Origin of the sequence: Streptomyces sp. NPDC051452, from assembly GCF_044454765.1 — a bacterium.
Taxonomy (GTDB): domain Bacteria; phylum Actinomycetota; class Actinomycetes; order Streptomycetales; family Streptomycetaceae; genus Streptomyces.
Genome location: NZ_JBITEB010000001.1, coordinates 334,294 through 358,421 on the forward strand (window position 1 = coordinate 334,294; position 24,128 = coordinate 358,421).

Annotated in this window: 25 protein-coding genes and 1 pseudogene; 8 read left to right on the forward strand and 18 right to left on the reverse strand. The window is 70.3% G+C overall.

The annotated features are described in order from the left end of the window. Positions 1 to 268: 268 nt before the first annotated feature. Both ACIBA9_RS01445 and ACIBA9_RS01450 read right to left on the reverse strand, forming a co-directional pair. Entirely contained in the window at positions 269 to 496 is a 228-nt protein-coding gene (locus ACIBA9_RS01445) for a hypothetical protein (protein WP_399359318.1), read from the reverse strand. 255 nt (positions 497 to 751) lie between these two features. Further along, positions 752 to 1,186, reverse strand: coding sequence for a MarR family transcriptional regulator (locus ACIBA9_RS01450; RefSeq protein WP_362152204.1), 435 nt, complete (start codon positions 1,184 to 1,186; stop codon positions 752 to 754). 171 nt (positions 1,187 to 1,357) lie between these two features. On the opposite strand from ACIBA9_RS01450, the gene ACIBA9_RS01455 reads away from it, so the two are divergent. Both ACIBA9_RS01455 and ACIBA9_RS01460 read left to right on the forward strand, forming a co-directional pair. After that, positions 1,358 to 2,545, forward strand: coding sequence for a PP2C family protein-serine/threonine phosphatase (locus ACIBA9_RS01455; RefSeq protein ID WP_399359319.1), 1,188 nt, complete (start codon positions 1,358 to 1,360; stop codon positions 2,543 to 2,545). A 72-nt stretch (positions 2,546 to 2,617) separates the two neighbouring features. Beyond that, complete coding sequence (locus ACIBA9_RS01460) at positions 2,618 to 3,856, forward strand: PP2C family protein-serine/threonine phosphatase (RefSeq protein WP_399359320.1); 1,239 nt, start codon at positions 2,618 to 2,620, stop codon at positions 3,854 to 3,856. A 44-nt stretch (positions 3,857 to 3,900) separates the two neighbouring features. On the opposite strand, the gene ACIBA9_RS01465 is transcribed toward ACIBA9_RS01460, so the two are convergent. Beyond that, the gene (locus ACIBA9_RS01465; RefSeq protein ID WP_399359321.1) at positions 3,901 to 4,398 is read right to left on the reverse strand and encodes a MarR family winged helix-turn-helix transcriptional regulator; all 498 of its coding nucleotides are present in this window, start codon (positions 4,396 to 4,398) and stop codon (positions 3,901 to 3,903) included. Positions 4,399 to 4,518: 120 nt separating this feature from the next. Then, complete coding sequence (locus ACIBA9_RS01470; protein WP_399359322.1) at positions 4,519 to 5,406, reverse strand: YihY/virulence factor BrkB family protein; 888 nt, start codon at positions 5,404 to 5,406, stop codon at positions 4,519 to 4,521. Positions 5,407 to 5,597: 191 nt separating this feature from the next. On the opposite strand from ACIBA9_RS01470, the gene ACIBA9_RS01475 reads away from it, so the two are divergent. The 4 genes from ACIBA9_RS01475 to ACIBA9_RS01490 all read left to right on the forward strand — a co-directional run bounded on the left by ACIBA9_RS01475 (position 5,598) and on the right by ACIBA9_RS01490 (position 9,757). Continuing rightward, entirely contained in the window at positions 5,598 to 6,770 is a 1,173-nt protein-coding gene (locus ACIBA9_RS01475; RefSeq protein ID WP_399359323.1) for a sensor histidine kinase, read from the forward strand. Further along, complete coding sequence (locus tag ACIBA9_RS01480; protein WP_393899656.1) at positions 6,767 to 7,426, forward strand: response regulator; 660 nt, start codon at positions 6,767 to 6,769, stop codon at positions 7,424 to 7,426. Before ACIBA9_RS01475 ends, ACIBA9_RS01480 begins: the two co-directional genes overlap by 4 nt. A 115-nt stretch (positions 7,427 to 7,541) precedes the next feature. After that, on the forward strand, positions 7,542 to 8,180 hold the full coding sequence (locus ACIBA9_RS01485) for a GPP34 family phosphoprotein (RefSeq protein ID WP_399359324.1): 639 nt from the start codon (positions 7,542 to 7,544) through the stop codon (positions 8,178 to 8,180). Positions 8,181 to 8,194: 14 nt separating this feature from the next. After that, positions 8,195 to 9,757 carry a carboxylesterase/lipase family protein gene (locus tag ACIBA9_RS01490; protein WP_399359325.1) on the forward strand — a complete coding sequence of 521 codons (1,563 nt, stop codon included), beginning with the start codon at positions 8,195 to 8,197 and terminating at the stop codon, positions 9,755 to 9,757. Between the two features lie 176 nt (positions 9,758 to 9,933). On the opposite strand, the pseudogene ACIBA9_RS01495 reads toward ACIBA9_RS01490, so the two are convergent. Then, positions 9,934 to 10,827, reverse strand: a pseudogene (locus ACIBA9_RS01495) (enolase C-terminal domain-like protein); the annotation flags it as partial. A gap of 709 nt (positions 10,828 to 11,536) precedes the next feature. Here ACIBA9_RS01495 and ACIBA9_RS01500 point away from each other — a divergent pair. Continuing rightward, positions 11,537 to 11,764, forward strand: a complete 228-nt coding sequence (locus tag ACIBA9_RS01500) for a hypothetical protein (protein WP_399359326.1) — start codon at positions 11,537 to 11,539, stop codon at positions 11,762 to 11,764. A 106-nt stretch (positions 11,765 to 11,870) separates the two neighbouring features. Here ACIBA9_RS01500 and ACIBA9_RS01505 read toward each other — a convergent pair whose 3' ends face one another. The 13 genes from ACIBA9_RS01505 to ACIBA9_RS01565 form a co-directional block, all read right to left on the reverse strand. Continuing rightward, entirely contained in the window at positions 11,871 to 12,701 is an 831-nt protein-coding gene (locus tag ACIBA9_RS01505) for a phosphotransferase (RefSeq protein WP_399359327.1), read from the reverse strand. Between the two features lie 90 nt (positions 12,702 to 12,791). Next, positions 12,792 to 13,253 carry a glycine-rich domain-containing protein gene (locus tag ACIBA9_RS01510; protein ID WP_399359328.1) on the reverse strand — a complete coding sequence of 154 codons (462 nt, stop codon included), beginning with the start codon at positions 13,251 to 13,253 and terminating at the stop codon, positions 12,792 to 12,794. Between the two features lie 126 nt (positions 13,254 to 13,379). Further along, positions 13,380 to 13,571 (reverse strand): hypothetical protein, encoded by a 192-nt coding sequence (locus ACIBA9_RS01515; RefSeq protein WP_399359329.1) that lies wholly within the window; start codon positions 13,569 to 13,571, stop codon positions 13,380 to 13,382. 325 nt (positions 13,572 to 13,896) lie between these two features. Continuing rightward, positions 13,897 to 15,075 (reverse strand): helix-turn-helix domain-containing protein, encoded by a 1,179-nt coding sequence (locus ACIBA9_RS01520; RefSeq protein ID WP_399359330.1) that lies wholly within the window; start codon positions 15,073 to 15,075, stop codon positions 13,897 to 13,899. A gap of 90 nt (positions 15,076 to 15,165) precedes the next feature. Continuing rightward, positions 15,166 to 15,459, reverse strand: a complete 294-nt coding sequence (locus tag ACIBA9_RS01525) for a hypothetical protein (RefSeq protein WP_385992276.1) — start codon at positions 15,457 to 15,459, stop codon at positions 15,166 to 15,168. A 316-nt stretch (positions 15,460 to 15,775) separates the two neighbouring features. Beyond that, positions 15,776 to 16,039: a hypothetical protein gene (locus ACIBA9_RS01530; protein ID WP_399359331.1), complete on the reverse strand. Its 264-nt coding sequence runs from the start codon at positions 16,037 to 16,039 to the stop codon at positions 15,776 to 15,778. Beyond that, positions 16,036 to 16,296: a hypothetical protein gene (locus ACIBA9_RS01535; RefSeq protein ID WP_399359332.1), complete on the reverse strand. Its 261-nt coding sequence runs from the start codon at positions 16,294 to 16,296 to the stop codon at positions 16,036 to 16,038. Before ACIBA9_RS01535 ends, ACIBA9_RS01530 begins: the two co-directional genes overlap by 4 nt. 778 nt (positions 16,297 to 17,074) lie before the next feature. Next, complete coding sequence (locus ACIBA9_RS01540; RefSeq protein WP_399359333.1) at positions 17,075 to 18,919, reverse strand: thiamine pyrophosphate-requiring protein; 1,845 nt, start codon at positions 18,917 to 18,919, stop codon at positions 17,075 to 17,077. Positions 18,920 to 18,984: 65 nt separating this feature from the next. Continuing rightward, the gene (locus ACIBA9_RS01545; RefSeq protein ID WP_399359334.1) at positions 18,985 to 20,277 is read right to left on the reverse strand and encodes a cytochrome P450; all 1,293 of its coding nucleotides are present in this window, start codon (positions 20,275 to 20,277) and stop codon (positions 18,985 to 18,987) included. A 441-nt stretch (positions 20,278 to 20,718) separates the two neighbouring features. Next, positions 20,719 to 20,991 carry a hypothetical protein gene (locus ACIBA9_RS01550; protein ID WP_399359335.1) on the reverse strand — a complete coding sequence of 91 codons (273 nt, stop codon included), beginning with the start codon at positions 20,989 to 20,991 and terminating at the stop codon, positions 20,719 to 20,721. Positions 20,992 to 21,293: 302 nt separating this feature from the next. Next, the gene (locus ACIBA9_RS01555; protein ID WP_399359336.1) at positions 21,294 to 21,743 is read right to left on the reverse strand and encodes a hypothetical protein; all 450 of its coding nucleotides are present in this window, start codon (positions 21,741 to 21,743) and stop codon (positions 21,294 to 21,296) included. Next, entirely contained in the window at positions 21,740 to 22,606 is an 867-nt protein-coding gene (locus tag ACIBA9_RS01560) for a metallophosphoesterase family protein (protein WP_399359337.1), read from the reverse strand. The genes ACIBA9_RS01555 and ACIBA9_RS01560 overlap by 4 nt, the downstream gene beginning before the upstream one ends. Positions 22,607 to 22,728: 122 nt before the next feature. After that, positions 22,729 to 23,022 (reverse strand): plastocyanin/azurin family copper-binding protein, encoded by a 294-nt coding sequence (locus ACIBA9_RS01565; RefSeq protein ID WP_399359338.1) that lies wholly within the window; start codon positions 23,020 to 23,022, stop codon positions 22,729 to 22,731. A 487-nt stretch (positions 23,023 to 23,509) separates the two neighbouring features. On the opposite strand from ACIBA9_RS01565, the gene ACIBA9_RS01570 reads away from it, so the two are divergent. After that, on the forward strand, positions 23,510 to 24,112 hold the full coding sequence (locus ACIBA9_RS01570) for a sigma-70 family RNA polymerase sigma factor (RefSeq protein WP_399359339.1): 603 nt from the start codon (positions 23,510 to 23,512) through the stop codon (positions 24,110 to 24,112). Positions 24,113 to 24,128: the final 16 nt, after the last annotated feature.

Below are 24,128 nucleotides of genomic sequence, written 5' to 3' on the forward strand. Positions count from 1 at the left end.
TCGGCGCCCCGCCGCTTCAGGCCCCGCCGAGGAGCACCGGTTCGTCCAGGGGTACGGGTCCCTCGGTCGCGGTACGGCGGGCTTACCTCTTCCCGGCGCCCGACGGCCCGGATGCGTACAGCTGTGAACTCCAGGTGGAGTACGGCCAGTTCGGCCTCAGCGTCGGCGCCGGGCACCGGTCTGCTCCCGCCCGGCTGAGGCATCGTCATAGCCGTATGAGACGCGGATCGAGAAGCTCACCGATCGTGCGGCCCGGCGGGCTGTCGAGCTAGTGCTCCAGCACCGCGGCCCCCTTGCCGAACCGGCTCTTCCTCGCCCTGATGCGATCGACACGGGCAATGACGCGGTCGGTGTCATCGTCTACGACCTGGCAAGCCAGATCCACGGCCGCGTCCAGTTCGTCTTCGCTCGCGCAGGGAGCGAAATCCCCCAACGCGGCCTGAACGGCGTCGACGCCGCCGCGCTCGAAGATCTGGCTCCAGAAATCGTAGTCCATAAGATGCTCAAACGAGCAACTCCCCACCCGGGCACGGGCAGGCGGCGCGGGCACACCAGGTCGACCGGATCCCGCGCGACGGGCCGGGCGGCCAACCGACTGTTGCCGTTTGACAACTATGCCCGCGAGGCAACAAAGTAGCCGGGACGTGCTGCGCGGGGAAAGGTCTGCAATGTTCCGGTGGGCGGAAGTCGCTCCGTGCGCCGGTCGTCCGAGGCTCCGGGGCGCGGGGCGAGCGGAGGGCCGACCCTGTGTTCAGGCCGTCCGGCCCCTGGACTGCGAGGCACTGTCGCGTATTTGCAGCGCCGCCGTGGCGCAGAACGCCTCCAGCCCCTCGAGGAGCGCGGCCCGCTTCGCGGCGGGCATCAGCTCCAGCACCGCCCGCAGCTCATGCTCCCGGCGCCCGCGCAGGTCGTCCAGGAACGCACGGCCGCGGCCGCTGAGATGCAGCCGCACCTCGCGCCGGTCGACCGGACTGACCATGCGCTCGATGAAGCCGGCGGCCACCAGCCGGTCACAGAGCCGGCTGGTGGACGGGGGCGTGGAGGCGAGGGAGTCGGCGAGGGTGCGCAGATTGATGCCGTCCTGGTGTTCGAGCATCAGCAGTACGCGCATCTGCGACGGAGAGGCGGGCGCGGTCGACGCCCGGCCCCACAGGACTTCCAGCAATTCCATGGCTGTCAGGGTCACGCGTGTGGCCTCGACGGGTCCGGGGCGGGAGCGGAAGACAGTCACCGTCACATTCTCGCAGGGATCCGGCGGGAGAGAGGCCGAACGGTCCTGCCCGGCTCGGCCCGAGCGGCCTCGACGCCCGGACGAGGTCCGTATGAGTCCGTCAAGGGATTGGTGTATTTACCCATCGTGAACAGATATGTGACTGCCGAGCGCGCCTTGCGCACGGCGGCCCCGCACGCGTTGCTCGAGGCCGCGCGACGCGTGCTCGCGCAGGAGTACGCGGCGCGGTCCGTCGAGTTGTTCCTGGCCGACTACGGCCTCACCGTCCTGCGGCCGGTGTCCCTGCCGCCCCACACCACGGAACCGGTGTCGGCGCACGGCAGCCCCGCCGGCCGTGCTTTCGGCGCCCAGGAACCATTCGTCGAGGGCGCCCACGAGGGGTGCGTACGCGTACATCTGCCGGTCACGGTGCGCGGGGACCGGCTGGGCGTGCTGTCGGTCACCCTGCCGGACGGAGAAGGCGCGCGCCGCGATCTGGAGGAGCTCGCGGACATCGCCGTAGTGCTCGCTCACGAGGTCGTGGTGGCCGAGCGCGACACGGACGTGTACCTGAGGGCGAGGCGCAAGGACCGGCTGACCCTGGCTGCCGAGATGCAGTGGCAGCTCCTGCCCGGCCGCTCCTGCTCCGGACTCGAGTACGAACTCGGCGCACAACTGGAGCCCGCCTACGCCATCCACGGCGACAACTTCGACTGGTCCGCCACCGCGGAGCGACTCATGCTCTACGTGACCAGCGGCATGGGGGAGGGCATAGAAGCCTCCCTGCTGACGAACCTCGCCATCAACGCGCTGCGTAACGCCCGGCGGGCCGGTGTCGCCATCGACGACCAGGCCGCGCTGGCCGACCAGGCGGTGTACGCCCACTACCGGGGGCGCTGCCATCCCTCGGTGCTGATGCTCGACCTCGAACTGGCGACGGGGCGGGCGAAGGTCGTGGACGCCGGCTCCCCGCGGCTGCTGCGACTGCGTGAGGGGGTGGTCGAGCGCGTCACCTTCGAGGCGCAACTGCCGCTCGGGATGTTCGAGGAGACCGACTACCGGGCTCAGGACTTCGCCGTCGAGCCCGGCGACCGGCTCGTCTTCGTCAGCGACGGGGTGCACGCGGTCACCTCGCCCCAGGGGGAGGCCCATGGTGACGCCGCACTGGTTCGGGCGATCATGTCCACCCGCCTCCTGCCCGCGGCGGAGGTGCCGCGCGCCATCCTGCGGGAACTGTCCGGCCCTCGAGGGCAGTCCGTCCCGAAGGGCGACGCCCTGGTGGTCTGTCTGGACTGGCGCGGACGCCGTCCCGGTGATCACGAGCCTCGGTCGTGACGATGCCGTCCGCCGTCACGATCCGAACCCGGCCCCGCGGTGCCCACGGGAAGTCGCGATAGCGTGGAGGTCATGCGGGGAGAAGATGGAGACGCCGTGGATACCTCCGAGCCGGTGCCGTCCGAGGAAGGCGCGCTGCGCGCCGCTCCGCCGCACGCCCTGGTGGCCACGGCCGGACGCCTGCTGGCGGAGCGCTTCGGCGCCCGGGACGTCACGCTGCTCCTCGCGGACTACGGCCTGACGGTCCTGCAACCCGTCACCCGGCTGCCGTACACGGGCGATCCGGTCTCCGCCCAGGACGGCGCCGCCGGAACCGCCTTCACCACCCAGAACCCCGTGGTGGAGGTCACGGCCGATCCGGCCACGCAGCTGGTGCACCTCCCCATCACCGTCCGCGGTGACCGGCTCGGCGTGCTCACCGTCCGTATGCCCGATACCGCCGTCGATCCCGGCACCGTGCTGCGGCTCGGCGACTTCGCCACCGCGCTGGGCCACGAGGTGGTCACGGCCGGCCGGGAAACCGACCTGTACCTCCAGGCCCGCCGCACCCGGCGTCTCACCCTCGCCGCCGAGATGCAGTGGCAGCTCCTGCCGGGCCGCGGGTGCGCCCGGGACGAGTACGTCATCGGGGCCCACCTGGAGCCGGCCTACGCGATCGGTGGCGACAACTTCGACTGGTCCACCAGCGCCGACCATCTCACCCTCACCGTCACCGACGGCATGGGCCGGGGCATCGAGGCCTCGCTGCTGACGAGTCTCGCCGTGGGCGCCCTGCGCAACGCCCGGCGCGCCGGCCTCGACCTCGCCGATCAGGCGTGCCTCGCCGACCAGGCGCTCTACTCCCAGTACGGAGGCAAGGTCTACGCCTCCACGCTGCTGCTGCGCTTCGACCTCGCCACCGGCATGGTGCGCGCCGTCGACGCCGGGTCCCCGCGGCTCTACCGCCAGCGCGGCACGACCGTCGAACGCGTCGAACTGGACCCCCAGATGCCTCTCGGCATGTTCGAGGACACCCTCTACGAGGAACAGACCTTCCAGGTGCGGTCCGGTGACCGGCTGGTCGTCCTGAGCAGCGGCGTCCACAGCACCCGGTCGGCGGCCGGGGAGGAGTTCGGGGAAGCCGTCCTGCGTCAGATCCTCGGCGCGACCAGGCGCAGCACGCCTCACGAGACGGCACGATCGGTCGTCGCCGCGCTGATCGAACACGTCGGCACCGAGGATCTCGTCTCGGATGCCGCCGTCGTCTGCCTCGACTGGAGGGGGCGCGACGCGGAGACGAAGTCGCGGCCGGGGCCGCGGCCGAACGGCTGACCCTACGGCCACGGACTACGGCCCCACGGACTACGGCCCACAGCCTACGGCGCCTTTTGTGGCTTGGCGGCGTCCGCGCTCGGCGCGGAGAGCAAGGCTCTCATCCCGCGGACCAGGGCCGACCGCTCCGCGGGTTCCATGGCCGCCAGTACTCCGGCCAGGGCCTCGACGCGTCGACGGGCCACGTCGTTCAGGACCATACGCCCGTGACCGGTGAGGCTCAGTTGCACCTCACGACGGTTGTGGGGGTGCAGCGAACGCTCCAGCATCCCCGCCGCCTCCAGCCGGTCGCACAGACGGCTCGCGGTGGGAAGCCCTATGTCCAGCCGCTCCGCCAGGCCGGTGAGATTCACCTCCGGAGCCGTCTCCAGAGCCCGTAGCGCCCGCAACTGGTGGGGGGACAACCGGACTGCGGCCTCCTGAGCGGCGGTGCTCCACAGGTTCGCGAGACGTTCCACGGCGTCGGCGATCTCGTGAGCGCCCGCCCGCGGCTCGCCCCCCGAGCCCTGGGCGCGGTCGTCGGCGCCGCCGGGAAGAGTCACGACACATCACTTTCGGTAAGGCCGGGTGCTGCGGGACAACCCATATTCAAACGCTGTACCCGGGCGGCCGCAGCACAAGCGCGGCTTGCCGTTCGCGTGTATCGCGAGCATCGCCGGAGGCTACGGCAGGTCCGCCACGGGCACTGGCCGGTCGGCTCCCTCCCCTCGGGCGGACTTCGCCAGCTCCACATTGAACTGAGCGCCGATGAGAAGGGCCAGATTGGACAGCCACAACCACACCAGGAACACGACGACACCCGCCAGTGAACCGTACAGGCGGTGGTAGGCGCTGACGTGAGAGGTGTAGGCGGCGAACCCGAGCGAGACGGCCAGCACGAGCACCACCGCCAGGGCGCCGCCCGGTGCCATCCTCGCGACGGGGCGGGAAAGCGCGGGGCCCGAACGGTACAGGATGAGCACCAGGGCGACGGCGACCACGGCCACGACCGGCCACCGCAGCGCGTCCCACGCCGCCTGCGGCCCGGTGCCCAGATGCAGTACCCGGCCCAGCCTGCGGACCATGCCGCTGGTGAGGAGCAGCGCGAGGGTGGACGTGAGCAGCAGGGCGAGCAGGACGAGCGCGGTGATGATGATGCGGGGAGCGGTGCGCCAGACCGGCCGGTGCGCGCTGACCCGGTGCATGGCGTGCAACGCCCGGCGGAAGACACTCAGATAGCTGGAGCCCGACCACAGGGCTCCCGACATTCCGAGGAAGACCAGCGTCCATGCCGCCGACGACTGGCCGGTCGTCTGCCGCAGACTGCTGCGCAGCAACTCGCGGGACGCGACCGGGGCGGCCTGTGACAGACGGTCGATGACCTCCGGCTTGGCCATGGGCATCGTCAGACCCAGAATCGACAGGATCACCAGCATCACCGGGAACAGGGCCAGGACCGCGTAGTACGTCAGTGCGGCGGCCCAGTCCGTGATGTCGTCGTTCCAGACGGCGGCCGGTGTCCGGCGCAATGCCGCCCACCAACGAGCCGTGCGACCGTCCGCGTCATCCATGAGGCGGATGCTCTCACCTCCGGTGCTCGGGCGGCGTGCAGGGTCGGACATCTGGTGCCCACGGATCGGCGCGGCATGTGGGTGCGTGGATCCGGTTTTCCGGCGATCTGTGGGCGGACCCCGGACCCTGGACCCCGGACCGCCGGGAGCGGAACGGCCGCGCGTGCGCGAGCGCCGGATAGGGTCGAGGCGTGGACCGCAGCGGTAGGCAGCCGGACGAGGCGTTCGCCGGCGAAGCGGGGGGCGAACTGCCGCCCCGGGTGGCCCGGGCCCTGTGGCGGGGGTCGGCCGGTCTGGTGCTGGCCGTCCTCGGCACGTCGGTGGTCGTCGCCGGCGCCGGGCAGGTCGGACGACTGTCCGTGGCCATGGCCCTGGTGGTCGTGCAGGCATACGCCCTCGGATGGCAGGCGCGCTTCCCGGCCGCCGTACTGGCCGCGACCGCGGTGACCGGTCTCGTGGTGTGGGTGCTGCTGCCCGCGGTGACCTTGACAGGGGCGCTGCTCGCGGCGCAGATCGCCCTGTGCGTGCTGTCGGCGACGCGGCCCCGGCGGGTGTCGGTGGGGGCGCTCGCGGCGATGTGCCTGCCGGCGCTGGCGGCGTTCCTGGTGGGCGGCCCGGCGGGGCTGGCGGTCTATCTGCCGACCGTGGTGCTGGCGTGGACCGCGGGGCAGTGGCGCAGGGCGCACCAGGCGCGCACGAGGGCGGAGACGCGCCGCGCCGTGCTGGAGGAGCGTGCCCGGATCGCGCGCGAGGTGCACGACGTCGTGGCGCACACCCTGTCGGTGATGACCGTCCAGGCGGCCGCCGCCGACGACGTGTTCACCCAGCGGCCCGAGCAGGCCCGGCAGGCGCTGCGGGCGATCGAGACGAGCGCCCGCTCCGCGCTCGGCGAACTGCGTCTGCTGCTGCGCGCGTTCCGCCCCGATGCCGGGGAGGACGAGGACGGGGAGCAGCGGGAGCCGAGGCCCTCGCTCGCGCGTCTGGAGGAGCTGGCCGAGACCGTGCGCGCGACCGGGCTGACCGTACACGTGCGGCGCGAGGGCGCCACCGACGAGCTGCCCGCCCCGGTGGACCTCACGGCGTACCGGATCGTTCAGGAAGCCCTCACCAACACGCTGCGCCACGCGGCCGGTGCCGGCGAGGTGAGCGTGCGCGTGACGCTGGAAGGGGACTGTGTGAACGTGACGGTGGTCGACGACGGGCGGGTGCCGCGGGGCAGCGGTGCGCCCGGGCCGGGACCGGGACGCGGCCTGGTGGGGATGCGGGAGCGCGCACGGCTCGTGGGCGGCAGCCTGCGTGCCGGTCCGCTGCCGGGGGGCGGGTTCGAGGTGGCCGCGCAGCTGCCGGTGGAGCGCGCGTCATGACGCTGCGCGTGGTGGTGGCCGACGACCAGACCCTGGTCCGGACCGGATTCCGGATGATCATCGACGCCCGGGACGACCTGGAGGTGGTCGGTGAGGCGCCCGACGGCCGGGAGGCGGTGCGGCTCACGCGCGAGCTGACGCCCGACGTGGTGCTGATGGACGTACGCATGCCCGTGCTGGACGGCATCGAGGCGACCCGGCTCATCGCGCGGAGCGGCAGTGCGGCCAGGGTGCTCGTCCTGACCACCTGGGATGTGGACGCGCACGTGGTCGCCGCCCTGCGAGCCGGGGCGAGCGGTTTCCTGCTCAAGGACATCCGCCCCGCCGAACTGGTCGACGCCATCCGCCTCACCGCGCGCGGCGACGCCCTGCTGGCCCCGGCCGTACTGAGCCGTGTCCTCGACCGCTTCCTGCGCACCACACCCGATTCCGCGCCGCCACCCTCCCTGCGGGACCTGTCCGTCCGCGAGCGGGAGGTGCTCACCCTGATCGGGCAGGCGCTGTCCAACGCGGAGATCGCCGAGCGGCTGCGCCTGTCGGAGGCCACCGTCAAGAACCATGTCACCGCCGTGCTGCGCAAACTGGGCCTGCGCGATCGCGTCCAGGCCGTCGTCGCCGCCTACGACCACGGCCTCGTACGGCCACGCCACCCCTGAGGGCGCCGTCTCCTGCTCAGGGAGGAGACCGGCCCGCGGATCCTCCCACGTTCCCAACGCCGGCCCCTTCCCGGGGCGGATCCATGGCCGGGGCCCCCGGCCATAGCGTCGAGGTGTGACCGACGACCTGCCCTGCCTTGTGTATCTGCTCGCCTACGACGACGCGTCCGAAGGCCCGTACGACCGTTCCCGCACCGAGCTGCTCGTGCGTGCCGCCGCCCTGATCGACCTCGCGCTGCGCGGTCGGCTGGGGGAGGACGGCGGCACGGTCACCGTCGTCGGCGCGGAACCGACCGGCGACACCGTGCTGGACGCCGTATTGCGCGACGCCGCAGCCGGGCACGGCTGGAAGCGCCTGCTGCGCCGCCACCGTGGGCGAACCCTGCACGAAGTGGAGGACCGGCTCGTCGCGGCGGGACTCCTCACCGTGCGGGCGCCCCGCACCCGCTTCGGCACACGACGGCTGACCGCGACGGACCGCGCCGTGCCCGCCGCGGTCCGCGCTCGCGTGTCCACGGCACTGCGCGGGGACGGGCCGGCGCGGGAGATCCCCGCCGCCGACGCCGCCCTGCTGGCACTGGCCGCGGCGGGCGGCATCCGGTCGGTCGTGTCGCGCCGGGACCGCAAGACCTTCCGGGATCGGGTCGACATCCGCACGGGAGGTCTGGCCGGCCTCCCGCCCGGCCTGCGGGACGCCGTACGCACACTGCCGACGACCATGATCGCCGCGCACGGCGGCATGGGCGGCGGCTGACCGAGGGGGAGACGATGACCACGCACCGCGCCCTGACCACGCTGGGCTGCGCCCTGGCCGCCGTGCTGGCGACGGCTTGGTGCGCGGCGCCACCGACGCGGACCGCCCGGCCCGCCGCCACGACGGTACGCACGCACGAGGGCTCGCTGCGGGGCGCCGTCCACGACGGCTACCGCACCTTCGAAGGCGTCCCCTACGCCGCACCCCCGGTCGGCGGTCTGCGCTGGGCACCACCCCGCCGCCCGGCCCCCTGGTCCGGGGTACGGGAAGCGATCCGGCCAGCGAGCGCCTGCCCGCAGCCGGCCGGGGAGGTGCCCGGCGGCAGCACCGACGAGGACTGTCTCCACCTGAACGTCACGACGCCCGACGGTGCCGGGGCGGCCCACCCCCGGCCCGTGATCGTCTGGCTGCACGGCGGCGGTTTCACCATCGGCGCGGGCGGCTCCTACGAAGCCCACCGCATGGCCGTGCGCGGTGACGTCGTGGTCGTGACCGTCGACTACCGCCTCGGGGCGCTCGGCTTCCTCGCGCACGACGGGCTGCCCGGTTCCGGCACCTTCGGCCTGGCCGACCAGCAGGCGGCGCTGCGTTGGGTCCGCTCCGAGATCGGAGCCTTCGGCGGTGACGCGCACAACGTGACGCTGGCCGGCGAGTCGGCGGGCGGCTACAGCGTCTGTGCCCAGCTCGCCTCGCCCGCCGCGGCGGGGCTCTTCGACCGGGCGATCATCGAGAGCGGCCCGTGCACCGGCCGCCCCGACCGGCAGTTCGCCCCGTCCTCGGTCCCGCTGTCCACGGCCCGCGCCGCGGGCGCGGACCTCGCGGCGAAGGTCGGCTGCGACTTTGCCCGCGACGCCATGGCCTGCCTGCGGCGCGTGGACGTCGCCCGGCTGCTCGCCGCCCAGGACACCGACCAACGGCCCGCGAACACCACCCCGTTGCTGCCCGCCGACCCCGCTTCGACGATCGCCGCCGACCGCTTCCACCATGTCCCGGTGCTCGTCGGCAACAACCACGACGAGGGCAACGGCTGGGCCGCCGGGATCGTCCAGGCCGGATACCCCGTCACGCCCGACACCTGGCCCGACGTCGTGGCCACCTTCTTCCCCGCCGCGGGACAGGCGGGGAAGATCGTCCGCGCGTACCCGGTCCACCGTACCGGCGGGGGCCAGGTGCTCGGCGCCGTCATCGGCGACGCGGACTTCGCCTGCCCGACGGCCCGCACCGCCGGCCTGCTGGCGGCCCATGTGCCGGTATGGCGCTACGAGTTCGCCGACGAGCACGCCCCACCGCTCACCCCCGGCACGCCGCCCTTCCCGCTCGGCGCACCGCATGCGAGTGAACTGCCCTACCTGTTCGACCTGGGCGGCCGCCCCCGCGCCCTGACCGCGGCACAGCACCGGCTGGCCGACACCATGATCGACTACTGGACGCGTTTCGCGCGCTCCGGCGACCCGAACGGCCCGTCGTCGCCGCACTGGCCCCGGCAGAGGACGCTGTCCCTGGCACCGGACCACATCGTCCCCACGCGCGGGTCGCGATTCCGCCACCACTGCGCGTTCTGGAACGCCCTCGGCTGAGCCCGCGCACGACCGGCGCGGGGGTCCGACCGCGGCACCGCCGCCTGGCCTTCAGAGACCTTGCCGTAGACAGCTCGCTCCGCAGCCGCCGCTCCCTGGGTACCCGGCACCCAGTGTGCAGACGAGCTGAAGGCCACCACCGGCGAGGAGGTCGGACAGCTCGAGGACCGGCACGGTCACGCGACGCGGTAGGGCTCGGCGGCCCGCTGGTCCAGGGTGAGGCCGTGCCCCGGCTCACCGGACGCTCCGGGTGTGACAGTGCCGCCCTCCGGATCGAGCGTGCCCCGGAACAGCATGTTCTCGATACGGACGTGGTCGTGGAACCACTCCAGATGCCGGACGTTGGGCACGGCGGCGGCGACGTGGGCGTGCAGATGCGGGGCGCAGTGCCCGGAGATGTGCAGTCCGAGGCCCTCGGCGACGGCGGCGGCGCGCAGCCACACGGTGACGCCGCCGCAGGGGGTGACGTCGGCCTGGAGGCAGTCGACGGCTCCCGAGGCCGCCATCCGGGTCAGGTACGGCAGGTCGTAGCCGTACTCGCCGGCCGCCACGTCGGCCCTGACCGCGTCGCGTACGACGCGCAGGCCGGCGAGGTCGTCGGAGGAGACCGGCTCCTGCAGCCAGGTGACACCGAGATCGGCCGTCGCGGCGGCCACCCGTACGGCCTGTTTGCGGGTGTAGCCGCCGTTCGCGTCGACGTACAGCTCGGCCGCGTCGCCCACGACCCCGCGGGCCAGCCGGGTCCGGTGCAGGTCGCGTGCCTCCTCGCGGCCCCAGGACTCAGCGATCTTGATCTTCACACGGTCGATGCCCTGGTCGGCCCAGTCGCGGAGCTGCCGTTCGAGCCGGTCGTCGTCGTACGTGGTCAGGCCACCGCTGCCGTACACGGCGACCCGGTCGCGGGCCGCGCCGAGCAGCCGGAGCAGGGGCAGCCCGAGCAGGCGGGCCTTGAGGGCCCACAGGGCCGTGTCCACGGCGGAGATCGCGCCGGCCGCGACACCGGGCCGTCCGGTATTGCGTACGGCGCGGCTCATGCGGTCGTTGGCGGCGGGCACGTCGAAGGCGTCGTGGCTTCTCGACGAGGGCGGCGTGCGTGCGATGGCTCTCGTCGAGCGTCGTTAGTCGGAGCCGTGGTCGTCGCGCGGGTAGGGAACGGCGGCGGCGCCGGCGGATCAAGGGCACGCGACGTACTCGCGATGCCGAAGGGTTTGACAGTCAGTCTCGGGAACCAAAGACGCGCTTGCCCCGCCTCACTACGAGAGGCGGGGCAGCGGCATTTGTGCAGCTCAACGTCCAGTTTGCCTGAACTTGCGCGATGTTCTGTAACTGTGCGCTATTCTCATGGACGTGCCCACGGTGGAGCTGCGAACTCCTGTGGGGGCATGACTGGTTGTCGACGGGCGGCCCTTGGGTCGGTTGTTGTTCATTCAGTCAGCAGAACTTCATGTCTTGTCACCTCTGTGATCCGCATGAGTACGCGGGGCGTTCCAGAGGACGTGTGATCTGTCTGGCTGCTGCGCTTGTACGGGAAAGTCACGAACACCCCAGAAGCCATCCGACGTCGGATCCCACTCGACTTAGGCTGTCTTCTGCTTTCATCACGAACAGATTACTAACAGCCAGGCTCACGCCTGGTGTCTGAGATTCCCGGCGAGACGTCGGATGCAGGGCTTCTCAGTTCGAGCCACGTTAGTTGTGGCCGAGCTGATGAGTGCCCTGCGCATGAGTCTTCTGCTCGGTCACCCGACCCGAAAGGTACCGAGTCAGTTGGACGGGGCAATGACGCTCGCCATCCTCGCCGTCGCAGGTGTGGCCTCGATCTTTCTCTTTGCACTGAAGGGGATCTTGGATCAGGTCCCCGATGTGATCAATTCCGCCAGCCGTGCGCGCGCCGCGTGGCGTCGCTTCAAGAGCTCGGATGATCAAGAACCGTCCGCACCCAACCAAGTGACGCAGCTAACTGCCCGTCCCGCGGATGAAGAGGAGCAACCTCCTGCCGCTGCATAGGTCACGTCGGCCTTTCGCGAAGTCTCGGCGGCGCCGGCACCCGGGAGTCAGCGGGTACACGAAAGGCCACGAGGAGACGTCTCGTGGCCTCGCGCAGCGTGACCGGTCAAGAGGAAAGGGCATGTGCGCCCGTCTGCCGACCTTTCTCGCGGTACGTGGCCCATGTCTTGGCGGCGGCGGTGAGAGCGGCCCTGTGAGGCATGGGGCGCGTTCGTTCCCAGTCCTCCCAGGCAGCGTAGACGGTCTGCGCGAACGTGGTGACGGTGGCAGGGTCGGCCGCGGAGTATGCGGGCACCTGCTGGGCGATCGTCTCGGCCTGCTCCGGCGTGTGGCCGGCGGAGATCAGCCGGGGCACCGTAAGCGCCGTGTCGGCCCACTCAGGGGCGGGGCAGGAGAGGGCCCAGTCCAGTAGCAGCAGCTTGCCGCCCCTGGTCATCAGCATGTTGTGCGGGGACATGTCCGTGTGGGCGAGTCCTCGGCCTTGCAGCCCGGACGGCACGTCGTCGGGCAGGAATTCAGCCCACCGTGTGTGAAGCGGCTTCTTGTTCAGTGCCTCGGGCCATGGCACCTCGGACGTAACGATAAGCGTGCGAAGCAGAGGGGCGAGGTCGTCGGACCCCGGGGTCAAGTCCGGATGTCGGCCGTCGATGTAGTCGTATCCGTAGAGCAGCCACCCGCCGGCGTCGATCTCCCACAGCACGCCGGGCGCGAGGGGTGCGCGTCGCGTGACCCGCGCCTCGTGGCGATACACCCACGCCTGTGGGTCGTCGTGTCGAGTGCCTTTGATGAACGCTCGCCCCGCTGGTGTGCGGACGGTGCAGGCGAGCCGGGACATGACGCCGTGCGGCGCGGTCTCGGCCGTCTCGACCGGGCCTGTGTGCTGTTCGACGGCGGCCCGGGTCGTTGCCGGTAGGTCGTGCCATTCGATGCGGTCCACCCGCGGTCTCCTGCGTTGGTCGAGCGAAAACGGGGTCGGTCCCCGACCTGGCCACAGCGTGGCACAGGCCGAGGACCGCCAGGGGTACCGCTACGGGTGGTTCGGGCTGTCGGAGCAGTTCGCGTGACACTGCGAGCAGTTGGCGAGGTCCAGCTCGGGCCAGAACTCCATGTCGATCTCGTACCCGGCGAGGGTGATCGAGTCGACGGTCAGCGCGCGCAGGGCCTTGCCGCCGCCGTGCTCCTCCTTGTCGAGGAATCCGGGCTGGTGGTGCAGGAAGCGGCCGAACTGCTGCTCGCAGAACTCGGCGTACGCCTTGGTGTGGAGCAGGAAGGCGTGCCAAAAGTCGTCGACGAGCGGTGAGGGGCTGAGCGGTCGGTCGGCGTAGTCGCATGCGGCGAGGAAGGCGAGCATCTGGCCGACGCCTCGGTCTGCCTTCTCCTCGGTCAGCTGGGGGAACTTAGCGCGCATGTTGTCGACCAGGGTCTCGCGCATTTCGGTGCTGATCAGGGAGCGCGCATCCGTACCGTCGCGCTTCTCTGTGGTGACCATGACAGGGATCTCCTTTTGTTGGGTGGTACCTGGGGTCTGCGCGCCGAGGCAGCCGCAGCGACCTCGGCTGCGGTGGTACCCCCACCCGCCCGGGGGAGTAGGAAGCATCCGAGCGGGCGGGGAGCTTTATGAGACTGGAGCCACGTCGGGGTTGGTGAGCGCAGGGTCGTGGGCAAGCGGTTCGTCGACGTGGTTACCGGCGAGCAGGCCGAGGCAGACGAAACCGGCGGCTGTGCCGACGGCCCACAGCAGGTTGAGGACGAAACCCACCGGGTCGGAGGGGCGTGGCCGTATGCGGGATGCGTAGGGTCCGCTCATTGGCCGGCCCTTTCCGACGCTGCCCGGGGCCCTGGGTGGTGCCGCCGCGCTTCCTCGTCCTCGGTTAGCGGTCTTACCTTGAAGGCGTCCCACTCTGTGCCTCCGCCAATCGGGCGGAGCTGGACGCGGTTCGCCCCGAGGTGACCCATGACGAGGCCGTCTTTGTTGCGTTCGAGGTCTTTCGCTAAGGAGCCGACCACGAGGCTCTTGGGCGGCACGGCCGTCTGATCTTTTTCCGTGGTAGCCATGTAGTGAAGCTATGAGCTGCTGTGACTGTGCGTCGATGGCACTTTTACGGAGAGGGAGACGGAAGTGCCACAGAGTGTCACACGGGCAGGTTGACGAGGTCTGCTAGCTCTCGCATGTCGGGCGTCAAGGTCCGCCGTTTGCCCACTATGCCGGCGAGGATGTCGCGGGCGTATCGCTGGTTGGGCAGCCACTGAGGCGAGCCGGCCCGGATTTGCTTGAAGACGTCAACGGCTTCCGCGTACTGCCTTTGTTGTGTGTAGGCGTTCGCAACGTCGAGTAGGTGGCGGTTTCTATTGTTGGACGTCGGTTTCAGGCTATTCATGGGGATCCGCGCGGCCAGTGTGAGCACCTTGTCGGGCTGTCCAGCCACCATGGCATTTTCCGTGCGCTTCAAGGCCACGGTGACGGGGCCAAAGGTCCGCAGAAAATCGCCTTCGGGCGTGCACTCGCGTCCAAGGGCCACTGCGGCTGAATTGGCAAGGCATAGCGCGTCCTCGGCTTCACCAGGGCGGTTATCACGGACGGCCGCCGCCGAGAGGCGTAGCAACAGCCAGCCCCAGGTACTCAGTTCGGCCGGCGTCGCTCGGGACATGCGTGGTTCGACGTCATCGGCCCACTGTGCGGCCAACTCGCGGGCGTCGGCGAGTTTCCCTCTACGCAGGAGTAGCCAGCACTGAGTGTTGACGGTGGACGCACCCTGGATGCGGTCGGTGGCATCATCGAGGGCTCGGTCAAGAGCCATTTCCGCCGCGTCGAACTGTCGAGTCTGGGTCATGAGCCAGCCGGTGAGTTCGAGAAGCCGGGCGCGAAGTGGTCGGCCGCGTGGGTCGATCTCCGTGAGTGCTTCCGCGTCGCGCAAGAGGGACGGAAGAGCTGTGCCAAGCTCTACGAAGCGATCATGTGAGAAGAGTGGTACGGCTGCTCGGACAGCATCTCGGACGCCTTCGAAGGTGGGCGCTTCCGCCAGTCCATCAAGCTGAACAGGTGCCGCGAGAGCTGCGTGAACAGGCGCCCAACGGTTCACGGTCGCATCGTCGGCAGGCTCCTCGGCGTGCTCCGCGACGAGCCGTGTAGTAGGTACTTTGAGCGCGCTGGCGAGTTGCCGGGCCGTTTCGAGGCGTGTGTCTTCTCGCTCCCCCTGCTCCAACTTCCGGATGAGCGAGAGGGAGACGCCTGAGTTCTGGGACAACTCTCGCTGGCTCAGGCCCCGGCGCTTGCGAATCTCACGGAGCCGTTCACCGAAGTTGGCGCTCATGATTCGAGAGTACGGCGTCGCTGAACTGGGTGCGCAGGCAACGACCATGAGGCCCCCGCATCGCAGTGCACGGCGATACGGGGGGCCGGTCTAGCGGGTGGCAAACTGCCAGACGGACAGGGCGAGGCCGGCCACGCCGACCAGAGCGGCGAGGGACGGCAGGGGCCATCGGGTGCGTTCGAGGGCGTCGAGGCGGGCCACGTCGCGCTTCTGACGCTCCGTTTCGCCGCGTTCGAGAGCGGCGAGCCGCGCACCGTAGTCACCGAGTCGCTGCTCGGTCTGATCCTGCCGTTGGGATACCAGGGCAAGTGAGCCGTTGGCCGTGGCGAACCGCTCGGCCATCGTGCCGCGCAACTCAGCGACGGCTGCGTCAATCTGGGTCATGGCGAGAAGCATGGATCTGGCCTGTGACCTGCGCAAACAGCCGTCTGAAGGGTCGAAATTTTCAGTTTTTGGGCATGCCGAGGGGTTCTAACGTCAACTCGGGATGGCAGTTCTTGAACTCCTCCATCCTGAGCTGCGACGACGCCGCGCTCGGAAATCCATGGGTGTATTTAAGCGCGAAATTCCCGGCGGGGCATAAAGGCGCCCCAAGATTCAATTTACGTTATGGAAACGTTATGTGAGTGCCAAGTCAACGCGCGTAACGAGCACTTGCACAGGTGCTACCGCATGTCACTGGTCAGCCGTAGAGATCACTTCATCTGGCGAACTGCCAAACAGACAGAGCGAGGCCGGTCACGCCGACCAGGGCGGCGAGCGACGGCAGGGGCCACCGTGCGCGTTCGAGGGCGTCGAGGCGTGCGGCGTGCTGCTTGATCTCCGCGTCGGTGTGGTCGTGGCGCTGAACAAGTAGGGCGAGGGCGCCGTCGGTGCGGGTGAACCCGACCTCGATCGTCCTCCGGATGCGTTCGAGTTCCAGCGCGATCGCGGCCGGATCCGACGGCGTGGGCTGGCTCGTCACGGCGCGGTGGGCTCCTTTTCGTCGACCAGGCCGAGACCGAACCGGTCGAGCAGGGCCTCGACGACGGGCGAGGCCATGGCGCGAGCTATGACGCCGGCGACCGCGGCGGCCGTGGTGGCGGCGCCGATCATCCACGGGCTGGCGACGGCGAGGTCGCCGGAATCGGCGACGACCGCGGCTAGGGCGGGCACGACCGTGACGACGGCGGCGAACGTCTGGAGCGCCGTACGGATGGCGCGCGTGTTCTTCGGCTGCATGGGGTGCTCCTGTTTGTGTGGGGCCCGCCCCGCGGCGCGGTGCCGACCGGGCGGGCGGGGTGTTGGCGGGGCCTACTTGCCGTAGGCGAGGCGGTGCAGGGCGGCCCACCTCTTCGGACCGATGGCGGGGTCGTAGCTCTTGCCCGCGGCGCGGTACGTCGGGTGTGCGTTGTGGAACTTGGCGACGGCGGCCTGAGTCTGCGGCCCGTAGTTGTCGGACTCGGCGACTGACTTCGCCAGGACTTGGCGTCGGCGACCATCTGGTCGCCCGTGGCGTGCATCTGGGATTCGGTGCGCTGCATCCCGGCGGCGGCCGGGCCGTCGTCGACTGTGATCGTGGCGAGCAGTTCCGCAAGGTGACCAACCCCGCAGAGATCGCAGCTATCACCGGCCTACCGGCCGAGTAACCGACGCGTTGGATGCCGCCCATGATCTTGCGTTTGAAGTTTCGGCCGGTCGCGTCAAGGTCGCCTGCTTCTTCCCCTTCGCCCTGCGTGCCGCCCGGTTCGGCCCCGGTGCTTTTCCCGCTTCCTGCTGGGCGTACAGCGAGCCATGTCCGTACTTCGTCCTCGACGATGGAGCGCTGTACCCATACTGATGGGAGGTGATCCGGCGTGGCACTGACCGTCGGCGACAGGCGAGGGCATAGCCAAGGATGCAGCCGGCGGCACGCCTGGCTGAGGTATTGGCGGCGCCCTGCTGACGCGGTACACGCGGACGCCGAGGTGTTCCACGGCGGGACCGTCCCGGAACACCGAGGGGGTCGGCCGCGGGTGCGTCACTTGTTCGTTTCACCGCCGTCGTGCGGCCCGGCGCCGGACCGGTCGCCGCGGTGCCGGCCGCCGGGCAGCATCTCCTGCACCTTGGCCTTGAAGCCCTGCTTCACCATGGAGGCGCGGTCGCTGTCGCCGTGCAGGATCGCGGAGGCAGCGGCCTCGATCTGGTCGAGCGAGGCGTGCGGGGGGATCGGCGGGACGGCGGGGTCGGTGCGGAAGTCGATGACGAAGGGCCGGTCGGCGGCGAGCGCCCGGTCCCAGGCGGCCTCCACCTGCTCGGGCTTCTCCACCCGTACGCCGTCCAGGCCGAAACGCTGGGCGATCCCCGCATAGGGCAGGTCCGGGATGTGCTGCGACTCCTCGAACTGCGGCGCCCCGGACATCGCCCGCATCTCCCAGGTGACCTGGTTCAGGTCGCCGTTGTTCAGTACGGCCACGATCAGCCGGGGGTCGGACCATTCCCGGTAGTACTTGGCCGCCGTGACCATTTCCATCATGCCGTTCATCTGCATGGCACCGTCCCCCACCAGAGCGATCGCCGGCCGGTCGGGGTGGGCGAACTTCGCGCCGATGGCGTACGGCACCCCGGGCCCCATGGTCGCCAGGGTGCCGGACAGCGAGCCGCGCATCCGGCCGCGCAGACGCAGGTGCCGGGCGTACCAGTTGGCGGCCGAGCCGGAGTCGGCGGCCAGAATGACGTCGTCGGGCAGCTTGTCGTCCAGGGCGTGGACGACGAACTCCGGATTGACCGGGTCGGCGCTCACGGCGGCACGCCGCCGCATGACCTCCCACCACCGGGAGACGTTCTTCTCGATCTTCTCCCGCCAGGCGCGGTCCTCCTTGCGGTGCAGCCGCGGCAGCAGCCTTCGCAGCGTCTCGCGGGCGTCGCCGACGAGGTTGACCTCGTTGGGGTAACGCAGGCCGATCATGTGCGGGTCGATGTCGATCTGCACCCCCCGCGCCTGGTCCAGTTCCGGCATGAACTGCGTGTACGGGAAGCTGGACCCGATCATCAGCAGGGTGTCGCACTCCTGCATCAGCTCGTAGGAGGGGCGGGTGCCCAGCAGTCCGATGGAGCCGGTCACGTAGGGCAGGTCGTCCGCCAGCACGTCCTTGCCGAGCAGGGCCTTGGCCACACCCGCGCCCAGCACGTCCGCCAGCCGCTCGACCTCCTCGCGGGCGCCTCGCGCGCCCTGGCCGATGAGGACGGCGACCTTCTCACCGGCGTTCAGCACGTCGGCGGCCCGCTGGACGTCCTCGTCGGCCGGAACCGGCGCGTAGCGTCCGAGTCCGAGGCTGGAGGGCACCATCTTGAACGCGTGGGTGGGCGGGCTGTAGTCCAGCTCCTGCACGTCGGCGGGGAGGATGATCGCGGTGACGGTGCGCCTGGCGTACGCGGTACGAAAGGCCCGGTCGATCAGGTTGGGCAGCTGTTCGGGCACCATCGCCGTCTCGCAGAAGGCCGAGGCGACGTCCTTGTACAGGTTCGCGAGGTCCACTTCCTGCTGGTAGGAACCGCCCATGGCACTGCGGTTGGTCTGCCCGACCAGCGCCACCACGGGAACGTGGTCCAGTTTGGCGTCGTAGAGCCCGTTCAGCAGGTGGATCGCACCAGGGCCCGAGGTGGCGGCACACACCCCGACCTTGCCGGAGAACTTGGCGTACCCCACCGCCTCGAAGGCGGCCATCTCCTCGTGACGTGCCTGGACGAATTTCGGCTTGTTGTCCGCCCGCCCCCAGGCCGCCAGCAGACCGTTGATCCCGTCACCCGCATAGGCGAAGACATGTTCCACGTCCCAGTCGCGCAGTCGCTGGAGAATGTAGTCGGACACCTTGGTGCTGGCCATGAAGACTCCGTTTCCCGTCCCGCTCGTCCCGCGGCTGTCCTGGGCGCCTTGTTGCTATGCCCCCGTCAGGACCGAACGGCACGGCGGTCCGTGTCGGTCTCCTCGTCGCGGGGCATCCAAGGGGGCCGGCCGGCGGTCAGCCGAATGATCATTCCGCTGCGTGGACGCGTGGGAACGCGGTGCAGGGCGATGGTGAGGTCCTGCGGCGGGACCTCGTACGGCAGGGCGGCCAGTCTCTGGGAGAGCATCTCCAGGATGCCCACCGTCATGGCCTCGCCGGGGCAGCGGTGTCCGGTGCGCGGGTCCCCGCCGCCCTGGGGGATCAGTTCGTCCCGGCAGGGCGGGTGGCCGAGGAACCGCTCCGGGCGGAAGGCGTACGGGTCCTTCCACAGCCGCTCGTCGTGGTTCTGGCCGTAGACGTCGAGGAGGACCAGGCCACCCGCCGGGACCTGGCGGCCCTGCCAGGTCAGGTCGGTGACCGCCCGACCGCCCAGGAAGGGGGCGAAGGGGTAGAACCGGCGGACCTCGTGGGCGAAGGCGGTGGCGAACTCCGGGTCGCCCGACGCGAGCCGATCCGTGTTTCCGGGCCACCGGTGCAGTGCGTGCGCGGCGAAGGCGACGAACCGGCTGAGCGCCACCGTGGGCCGGATGACGTTGAGCAGTTCCACGGCGGCGACCCGGGGCGTGAGTTCGGCGCCGTCGGCGTCGCGGTGCCGGCAGACGCGGTCCAGCACGGAGCCCGCCGGCGTCTCGGCCCTGCCGGATCTCACCTCGGTGACCAGGTCGGCGAACCGCTGCTCCTGGCGGCTACGAGCTCGTCTGGCCCGCCAGTGCCTCGGGCCCGCCGTGGCGAATCCGCTCACCATGGCCGGCAGGTCCCGCGCCAGTGCTCCTTCCTCGTGCTCGGCGAGCGGGACGCCGGCCCAGCGGCGCACACCCCGCGTGATCACACGGCCGACGGCATCGAACAGCACCACGTCCGGCCGCTCCCGCCAGCGCGGTACGGCCTCGTCCCACGCGGTGGCGATGTGCTCCGCCGAACCCGCGACCGCGTCGGTCTCCAGCAGGGGCAGGAACAACGACTTACGGGCCCGGTGGGCGGCGCCGTCGAGGGTGTGGACCGCGCCGTGACCGAAGAGGGTGCTCAGGACCGGGGCGGGGAGGGCGCCGTGGCGTCGGACGTGTGCCTCGTCGTAGAAGAAGCGGACCGCCTCGGGGCCCCGCAGGACCAGTGCCGGATGGCCGAGAAGGCGAAAGCCCACAGTGGTCTCGCCCCGGGCGCGCAGGAGATCGGGCAGCCAGGCGTATCCCTCGCTCAGCAGGGCCAGGGACTCGGGAACCAGACGGTGGGGACGCATGCCCGTGGAGTGCCCGGGACGCCCACCGTGACACACCCGGATTCGGCGGTCGGCGTGCGGACGGGGCCGAGTGCGCCGGCGCGGGGAGAGGTTGCCCGCTCCCTGCCCGACCCTCAATCCCTGGCTTACGGGCGTGGAAGCAGCTCGGGAGAGGAGGGGGGCTGACCGGTGAGGCCCGCGATCAGTTCGACGCACAGCTCCCGGAGCTTGAGGCCGTGTGACTGTGGGGGGCGATCGGCAGGGAGAACGGGCAGCGGATCCCGCAGGCCGCGGCGTACGCCGGGCAGTCACCCCAGCGCGTCTCGCTCAGCATGTCGTCGGCGGCGACTTCCTCGCCGCTGCGCAGCGCCTGCAAGCAGGGCCCGCGGCGGAGGACTTCCTGCAATCGCTGGCCGACGCTGCCCTCAAGCTGGGCGGTGTCGAGGGGGCCGCCGACCGCCGTCAGCTCGGTCGGTGGTGGAGCAAGGTGGCCCGTAGCTCGCTGACGGTGATCTGCTCAGCGGGGCGGTGGAGCGTCCAGCGGCGGGCCTCGCTGTCCATGGGCAGCACCTTGACGACGGTTTCCAGCGGCGGGTGGCCGGCCTCGCCACGGATGAGTTGGCGGATTATGACGGCGGTGTCCTCGTCCAGACCGAGCAACGCGCGTACTGCGTCCCTCAGTTCGCGCAGGAGCGGGCTCGGCCAAGCGATTCCCGGGCGCGGTTCCAGGTACATGGGGGTGCTCCTTGGTTCCGGAAATGGGGGGCGGCGGCGCAGACAGCACCGGTGAAGTCGACGGTGTGTTCGGAGGCGAAGCCGATGTCGCAGGCCTTGCGACTGGCTGGCCGGGGGGCGTAGCCGGTGCGCCCCGCCGGCCTGGTGGTTCGCGTACGGCATCCACACCGCCGTCCGTCTGCGGCTCGCGCAGCGAGGGGGAGAGTGGCCGGTATTCAGGCCGTGCGGCGGTGTATGGCTCTGCCGGATCCGCCGCACTCGAGCCTGGAAGCAGGCATCCCGGGCGGCTTCGTGATGGTCGTTCAGTTGGGTGGTGTGCGGGTGGCGGCCCAGTCGGGTGTCATGACGGGCGGTCGGGCAGCACGGGGTTGCCTGGTCACGCTCACCTGCCAGATGGCGAGCAGCAGCAACGTGCCGACTTCGGCGAGGAGGCTGAGGACGGCTTGCGGCTCGGGCTGCAGACCGTGCTCGGTGAACCCGAACACGCCTACGGTACGCGAAGCGGTGAAGCCGCCGAGGGCGCCGAGCGCGACACCTGCCGCGGCGGTCCGTAGCAGCAGGGGTGACATCCCGACCAGCAGCAGGGCGGCGAGCGCGAAGGAAGCGCTGGCCTGGAGGAGGAACAGTGGGCCGACGACGTGGATGAAGCGATACCCGCCGACGTAGAGCTGGGCGTGGATGTATCCGCCGGCAGCGAGCGTCGCGGCGGTCGCCGACCGCAGGGTGGGGGCGAGGAGCCTTCGGGCGTTCATGCCAGCCTCTGATCCTTGATGGCCAGTTCGCGGTCGCCTTGGCGGTAGCCGACGCTGCGGATGCCGAGTGCGTCCTTGAGCCGCCGGGCGGGGACGACCTGCGGGGTGGGGGCGGGGGCACGGCCCGGTTTGGGCAGGGGGTAGGCGGTGGTGGTGGCGGAGTGGAAGGTGATGTTGCCCTCGGTCTTGGTGAACAGCTGGTGGACGTGGCCGTTGAGACAGGTGACGGAGGAGAAGCGGCGCAGCAGTGCGATGACCTTGAGGGCGTCGTCGGTGCTCCAGCCCCACTGTGGGTACATGGCGAACAGCGGGATGTGGCTGAACACCACGATGGGTGTGTCCGACGACAGTCCTGCGACGTCTTTACGGACGAAGTCGATCTGTTCGTTGCCGAGGTGGCCGAGCTTCTCCAGGCTCAGAGTGTTGACCAGAGCGATGAAGTGCACGCCGTGGGTGTCGAAGCTGTACCAGCCCTCGCCGAGCTTGCCCGTGCCGAAAGTCCGCCGGTAGGCGCGGCCGGCATCGCCGATGGAGTCGTGCTCGCCCGGCACGGTGAAGACGCGGTCCGTCTTCAATCCCGCCATCAGCTGCTTGACTTGGTCGAACTGCCCGGCTGTGGACAGGTGGGTCAGATCACCGCTGTGCATGACGAAGTCCGGCCGGTAGCCGAGCGAGTTGACCTGGTGGATCGCTTCGGTGAACGAACCGACCACGTCCAGGTTGGCCGGGCCCCGGAATCCGATGTGGCTGTCGGAGATCTGCACGAACCGCAGCGCACCGCTTTCGGCTGCGACGGCCGTGGCGTTGGTGTCCCCGGAGTCCGCGATGTGGCTGATCACCTCTCCACTGGCCACGGTCAGCACTACCGCTCCTCCGAACCACCCTGCGTGTCGCAGCAGCTGACGCCGACTCATACCGTTTTCGGCCTCGGGGTGTCCGGTGTCTTCGGCCGATGCCCCTTCGTGACTGTCGTAGTAGTTGCTCATCAGGTCACCTCCACGGTGCCGGTCATGAACGGATGGATGGTGCAGAGGTAGGCGTAGGTGCCGGGCTTGGTGAACGTGTACGTGTAGGTGGCGTGGGTGGCCAGGGCGGCCGAGTGCAACGGGCCGCCCGTTCCGGCACTGGTGACGGTGTGGGCGTCACTGTCCCGATTGGTCCAGGTCACCGTCGTGCCCGCTTTGACCTTCAGCGTGGCCGGGGAGAATGCGAAGTTGTTGATCGTTACGGTGTTGCCGGTCACCGGTGAGGCCGGGCCGCCCGTACTCGAGGGACTCATGGGCATGCTCATGCTCGGCATGGGCGAGGTGCCGGAAGCGGGGCCCGCTGTGTTCCCCGGCCCCGTGGCTCCGGGCATGCCCGCCGTCTGGTGCTGCCCCGCACCGGGTGTGAGGGCGTCGGCTCCGGTGGACGAGGAATGCGACGACTGGCCGCATGAACTGAGGAGCCCCACCGCGGCGGCAGCGGCGATGGTGGCGGCGGCCAGCCCGGCCGCGGGCCGCGATCGACGGCCTGGCGTGCGAAAGTTCAGGTACATGGTGTCCGCTCCTCACTGATTGGGCGGAGACAGGGACGGATGAGGGATTTCGTGTGAGTCGGCTCTTGTCCGGCTCCACGGACGGCGGGGCTCCCGCGGTTCGGTGGACATGCACTTTTATTGAGACTTCTTGGTATCGAGGCTGATCGCCCGCGATGCTCGCAGAGCGTTACCTGTTTCCTGCTGTGCGTTGCAGGACAAAGCGGGACATATGCGCGATGATCGTCTTATGTCCTGGAGTTCCCGAAAGCGTGGTCCAAGGACCGATCCGGATCGCTCCGCGCACCGTGTCTCCGGTAGAGGGACGCTTTCGACCACAGACGAGGAACTGCTGCGCACTCTGTACGCGGAGCACGCAGGAGCCCTGTTCCACTACGTGCTGCGACTGACCTCAGGAGACCGGCAATGGGCGGAGGATGTGGTGCAGGAGACGATGCTGCGAGCGTGGCAGCATCCCGACGCGTTCGACCCCGCACGCGGCCCGGCCCGGGCATGGCTGTGCACGGTCGCCCGGCACCTGGTCATCGACGCCCACCGGGCCCGGCAGGCCAGGCCGGCCGAAGCCGGCGGCGAGGTGCTGGAGCGGGCCGTCGAGCAGAAACCCGGCGAGGACGAGATCGAGCAGGCGCTGCAGAGCTGGGCGGTCGCCGACGCGGTCCGGTCGCTGTCCCCGGATCACCGCGCCGTACTGCTGGAGACCTACTACCGCGGCCGGACCATGGTGCAGGCCGCGCAGGTGCTGGGCATCCCGCTGGGCACTGTGAAGTCGCGCACGTACTACGCCCTGCACGCCCTTCGCCTGGCGCTGCAGGAACGGGGGATCGAGCCATGACCGTGGCGCGCAGGAG

Bases quoted from the DNA above. Each gene is read 5' to 3' on its own strand.
- ACIBA9_RS01445 (WP_399359318.1), bottom strand. From the start codon at position 496: ATGGACTACGATTTCTGGAGCCAGATCTTCGAGCGCGGCGGCGTCGAC.
- ACIBA9_RS01460 (WP_399359320.1), top strand. From the start codon at position 2,618: ATGCGGGGAGAAGATGGAGACGCCGTGGATACCTCCGAGCCGGTGCCG.
- ACIBA9_RS01470 (WP_399359322.1), bottom strand. From the start codon at position 5,406: ATGGATGACGCGGACGGTCGCACGGCTCGTTGGTGGGCGGCATTGCGC.
- ACIBA9_RS01480 (WP_393899656.1), top strand. From the start codon at position 6,767: ATGACGCTGCGCGTGGTGGTGGCCGACGACCAGACCCTGGTCCGGACC.
- ACIBA9_RS01490 (WP_399359325.1), top strand. From the start codon at position 8,195: ATGACCACGCACCGCGCCCTGACCACGCTGGGCTGCGCCCTGGCCGCC.
- ACIBA9_RS01500 (WP_399359326.1), top strand. From the start codon at position 11,537: ATGACGCTCGCCATCCTCGCCGTCGCAGGTGTGGCCTCGATCTTTCTC.
- ACIBA9_RS01510 (WP_399359328.1), bottom strand. From the start codon at position 13,253: ATGGTCACCACAGAGAAGCGCGACGGTACGGATGCGCGCTCCCTGATC.
- ACIBA9_RS01515 (WP_399359329.1), bottom strand. From the start codon at position 13,571: ATGAGCGGACCCTACGCATCCCGCATACGGCCACGCCCCTCCGACCCG.
- ACIBA9_RS01520 (WP_399359330.1), bottom strand. From the start codon at position 15,075: ATGAGCGCCAACTTCGGTGAACGGCTCCGTGAGATTCGCAAGCGCCGG.
- ACIBA9_RS01525 (WP_385992276.1), bottom strand. From the start codon at position 15,459: ATGACCCAGATTGACGCAGCCGTCGCTGAGTTGCGCGGCACGATGGCC.
- ACIBA9_RS01535 (WP_399359332.1), bottom strand. From the start codon at position 16,296: ATGCAGCCGAAGAACACGCGCGCCATCCGTACGGCGCTCCAGACGTTC.
- ACIBA9_RS01540 (WP_399359333.1), bottom strand. From the start codon at position 18,919: ATGGCCAGCACCAAGGTGTCCGACTACATTCTCCAGCGACTGCGCGAC.
- ACIBA9_RS01545 (WP_399359334.1), bottom strand. From the start codon at position 20,277: ATGCGTCCCCACCGTCTGGTTCCCGAGTCCCTGGCCCTGCTGAGCGAG.
- ACIBA9_RS01550 (WP_399359335.1), bottom strand. From the start codon at position 20,991: ATGTACCTGGAACCGCGCCCGGGAATCGCTTGGCCGAGCCCGCTCCTG.
- ACIBA9_RS01555 (WP_399359336.1), bottom strand. From the start codon at position 21,743: ATGAACGCCCGAAGGCTCCTCGCCCCCACCCTGCGGTCGGCGACCGCC.
- ACIBA9_RS01565 (WP_399359338.1), bottom strand. From the start codon at position 23,022: ATGAGTCCCTCGAGTACGGGCGGCCCGGCCTCACCGGTGACCGGCAAC.
- ACIBA9_RS01570 (WP_399359339.1), top strand. From the start codon at position 23,510: ATGTCCTGGAGTTCCCGAAAGCGTGGTCCAAGGACCGATCCGGATCGC.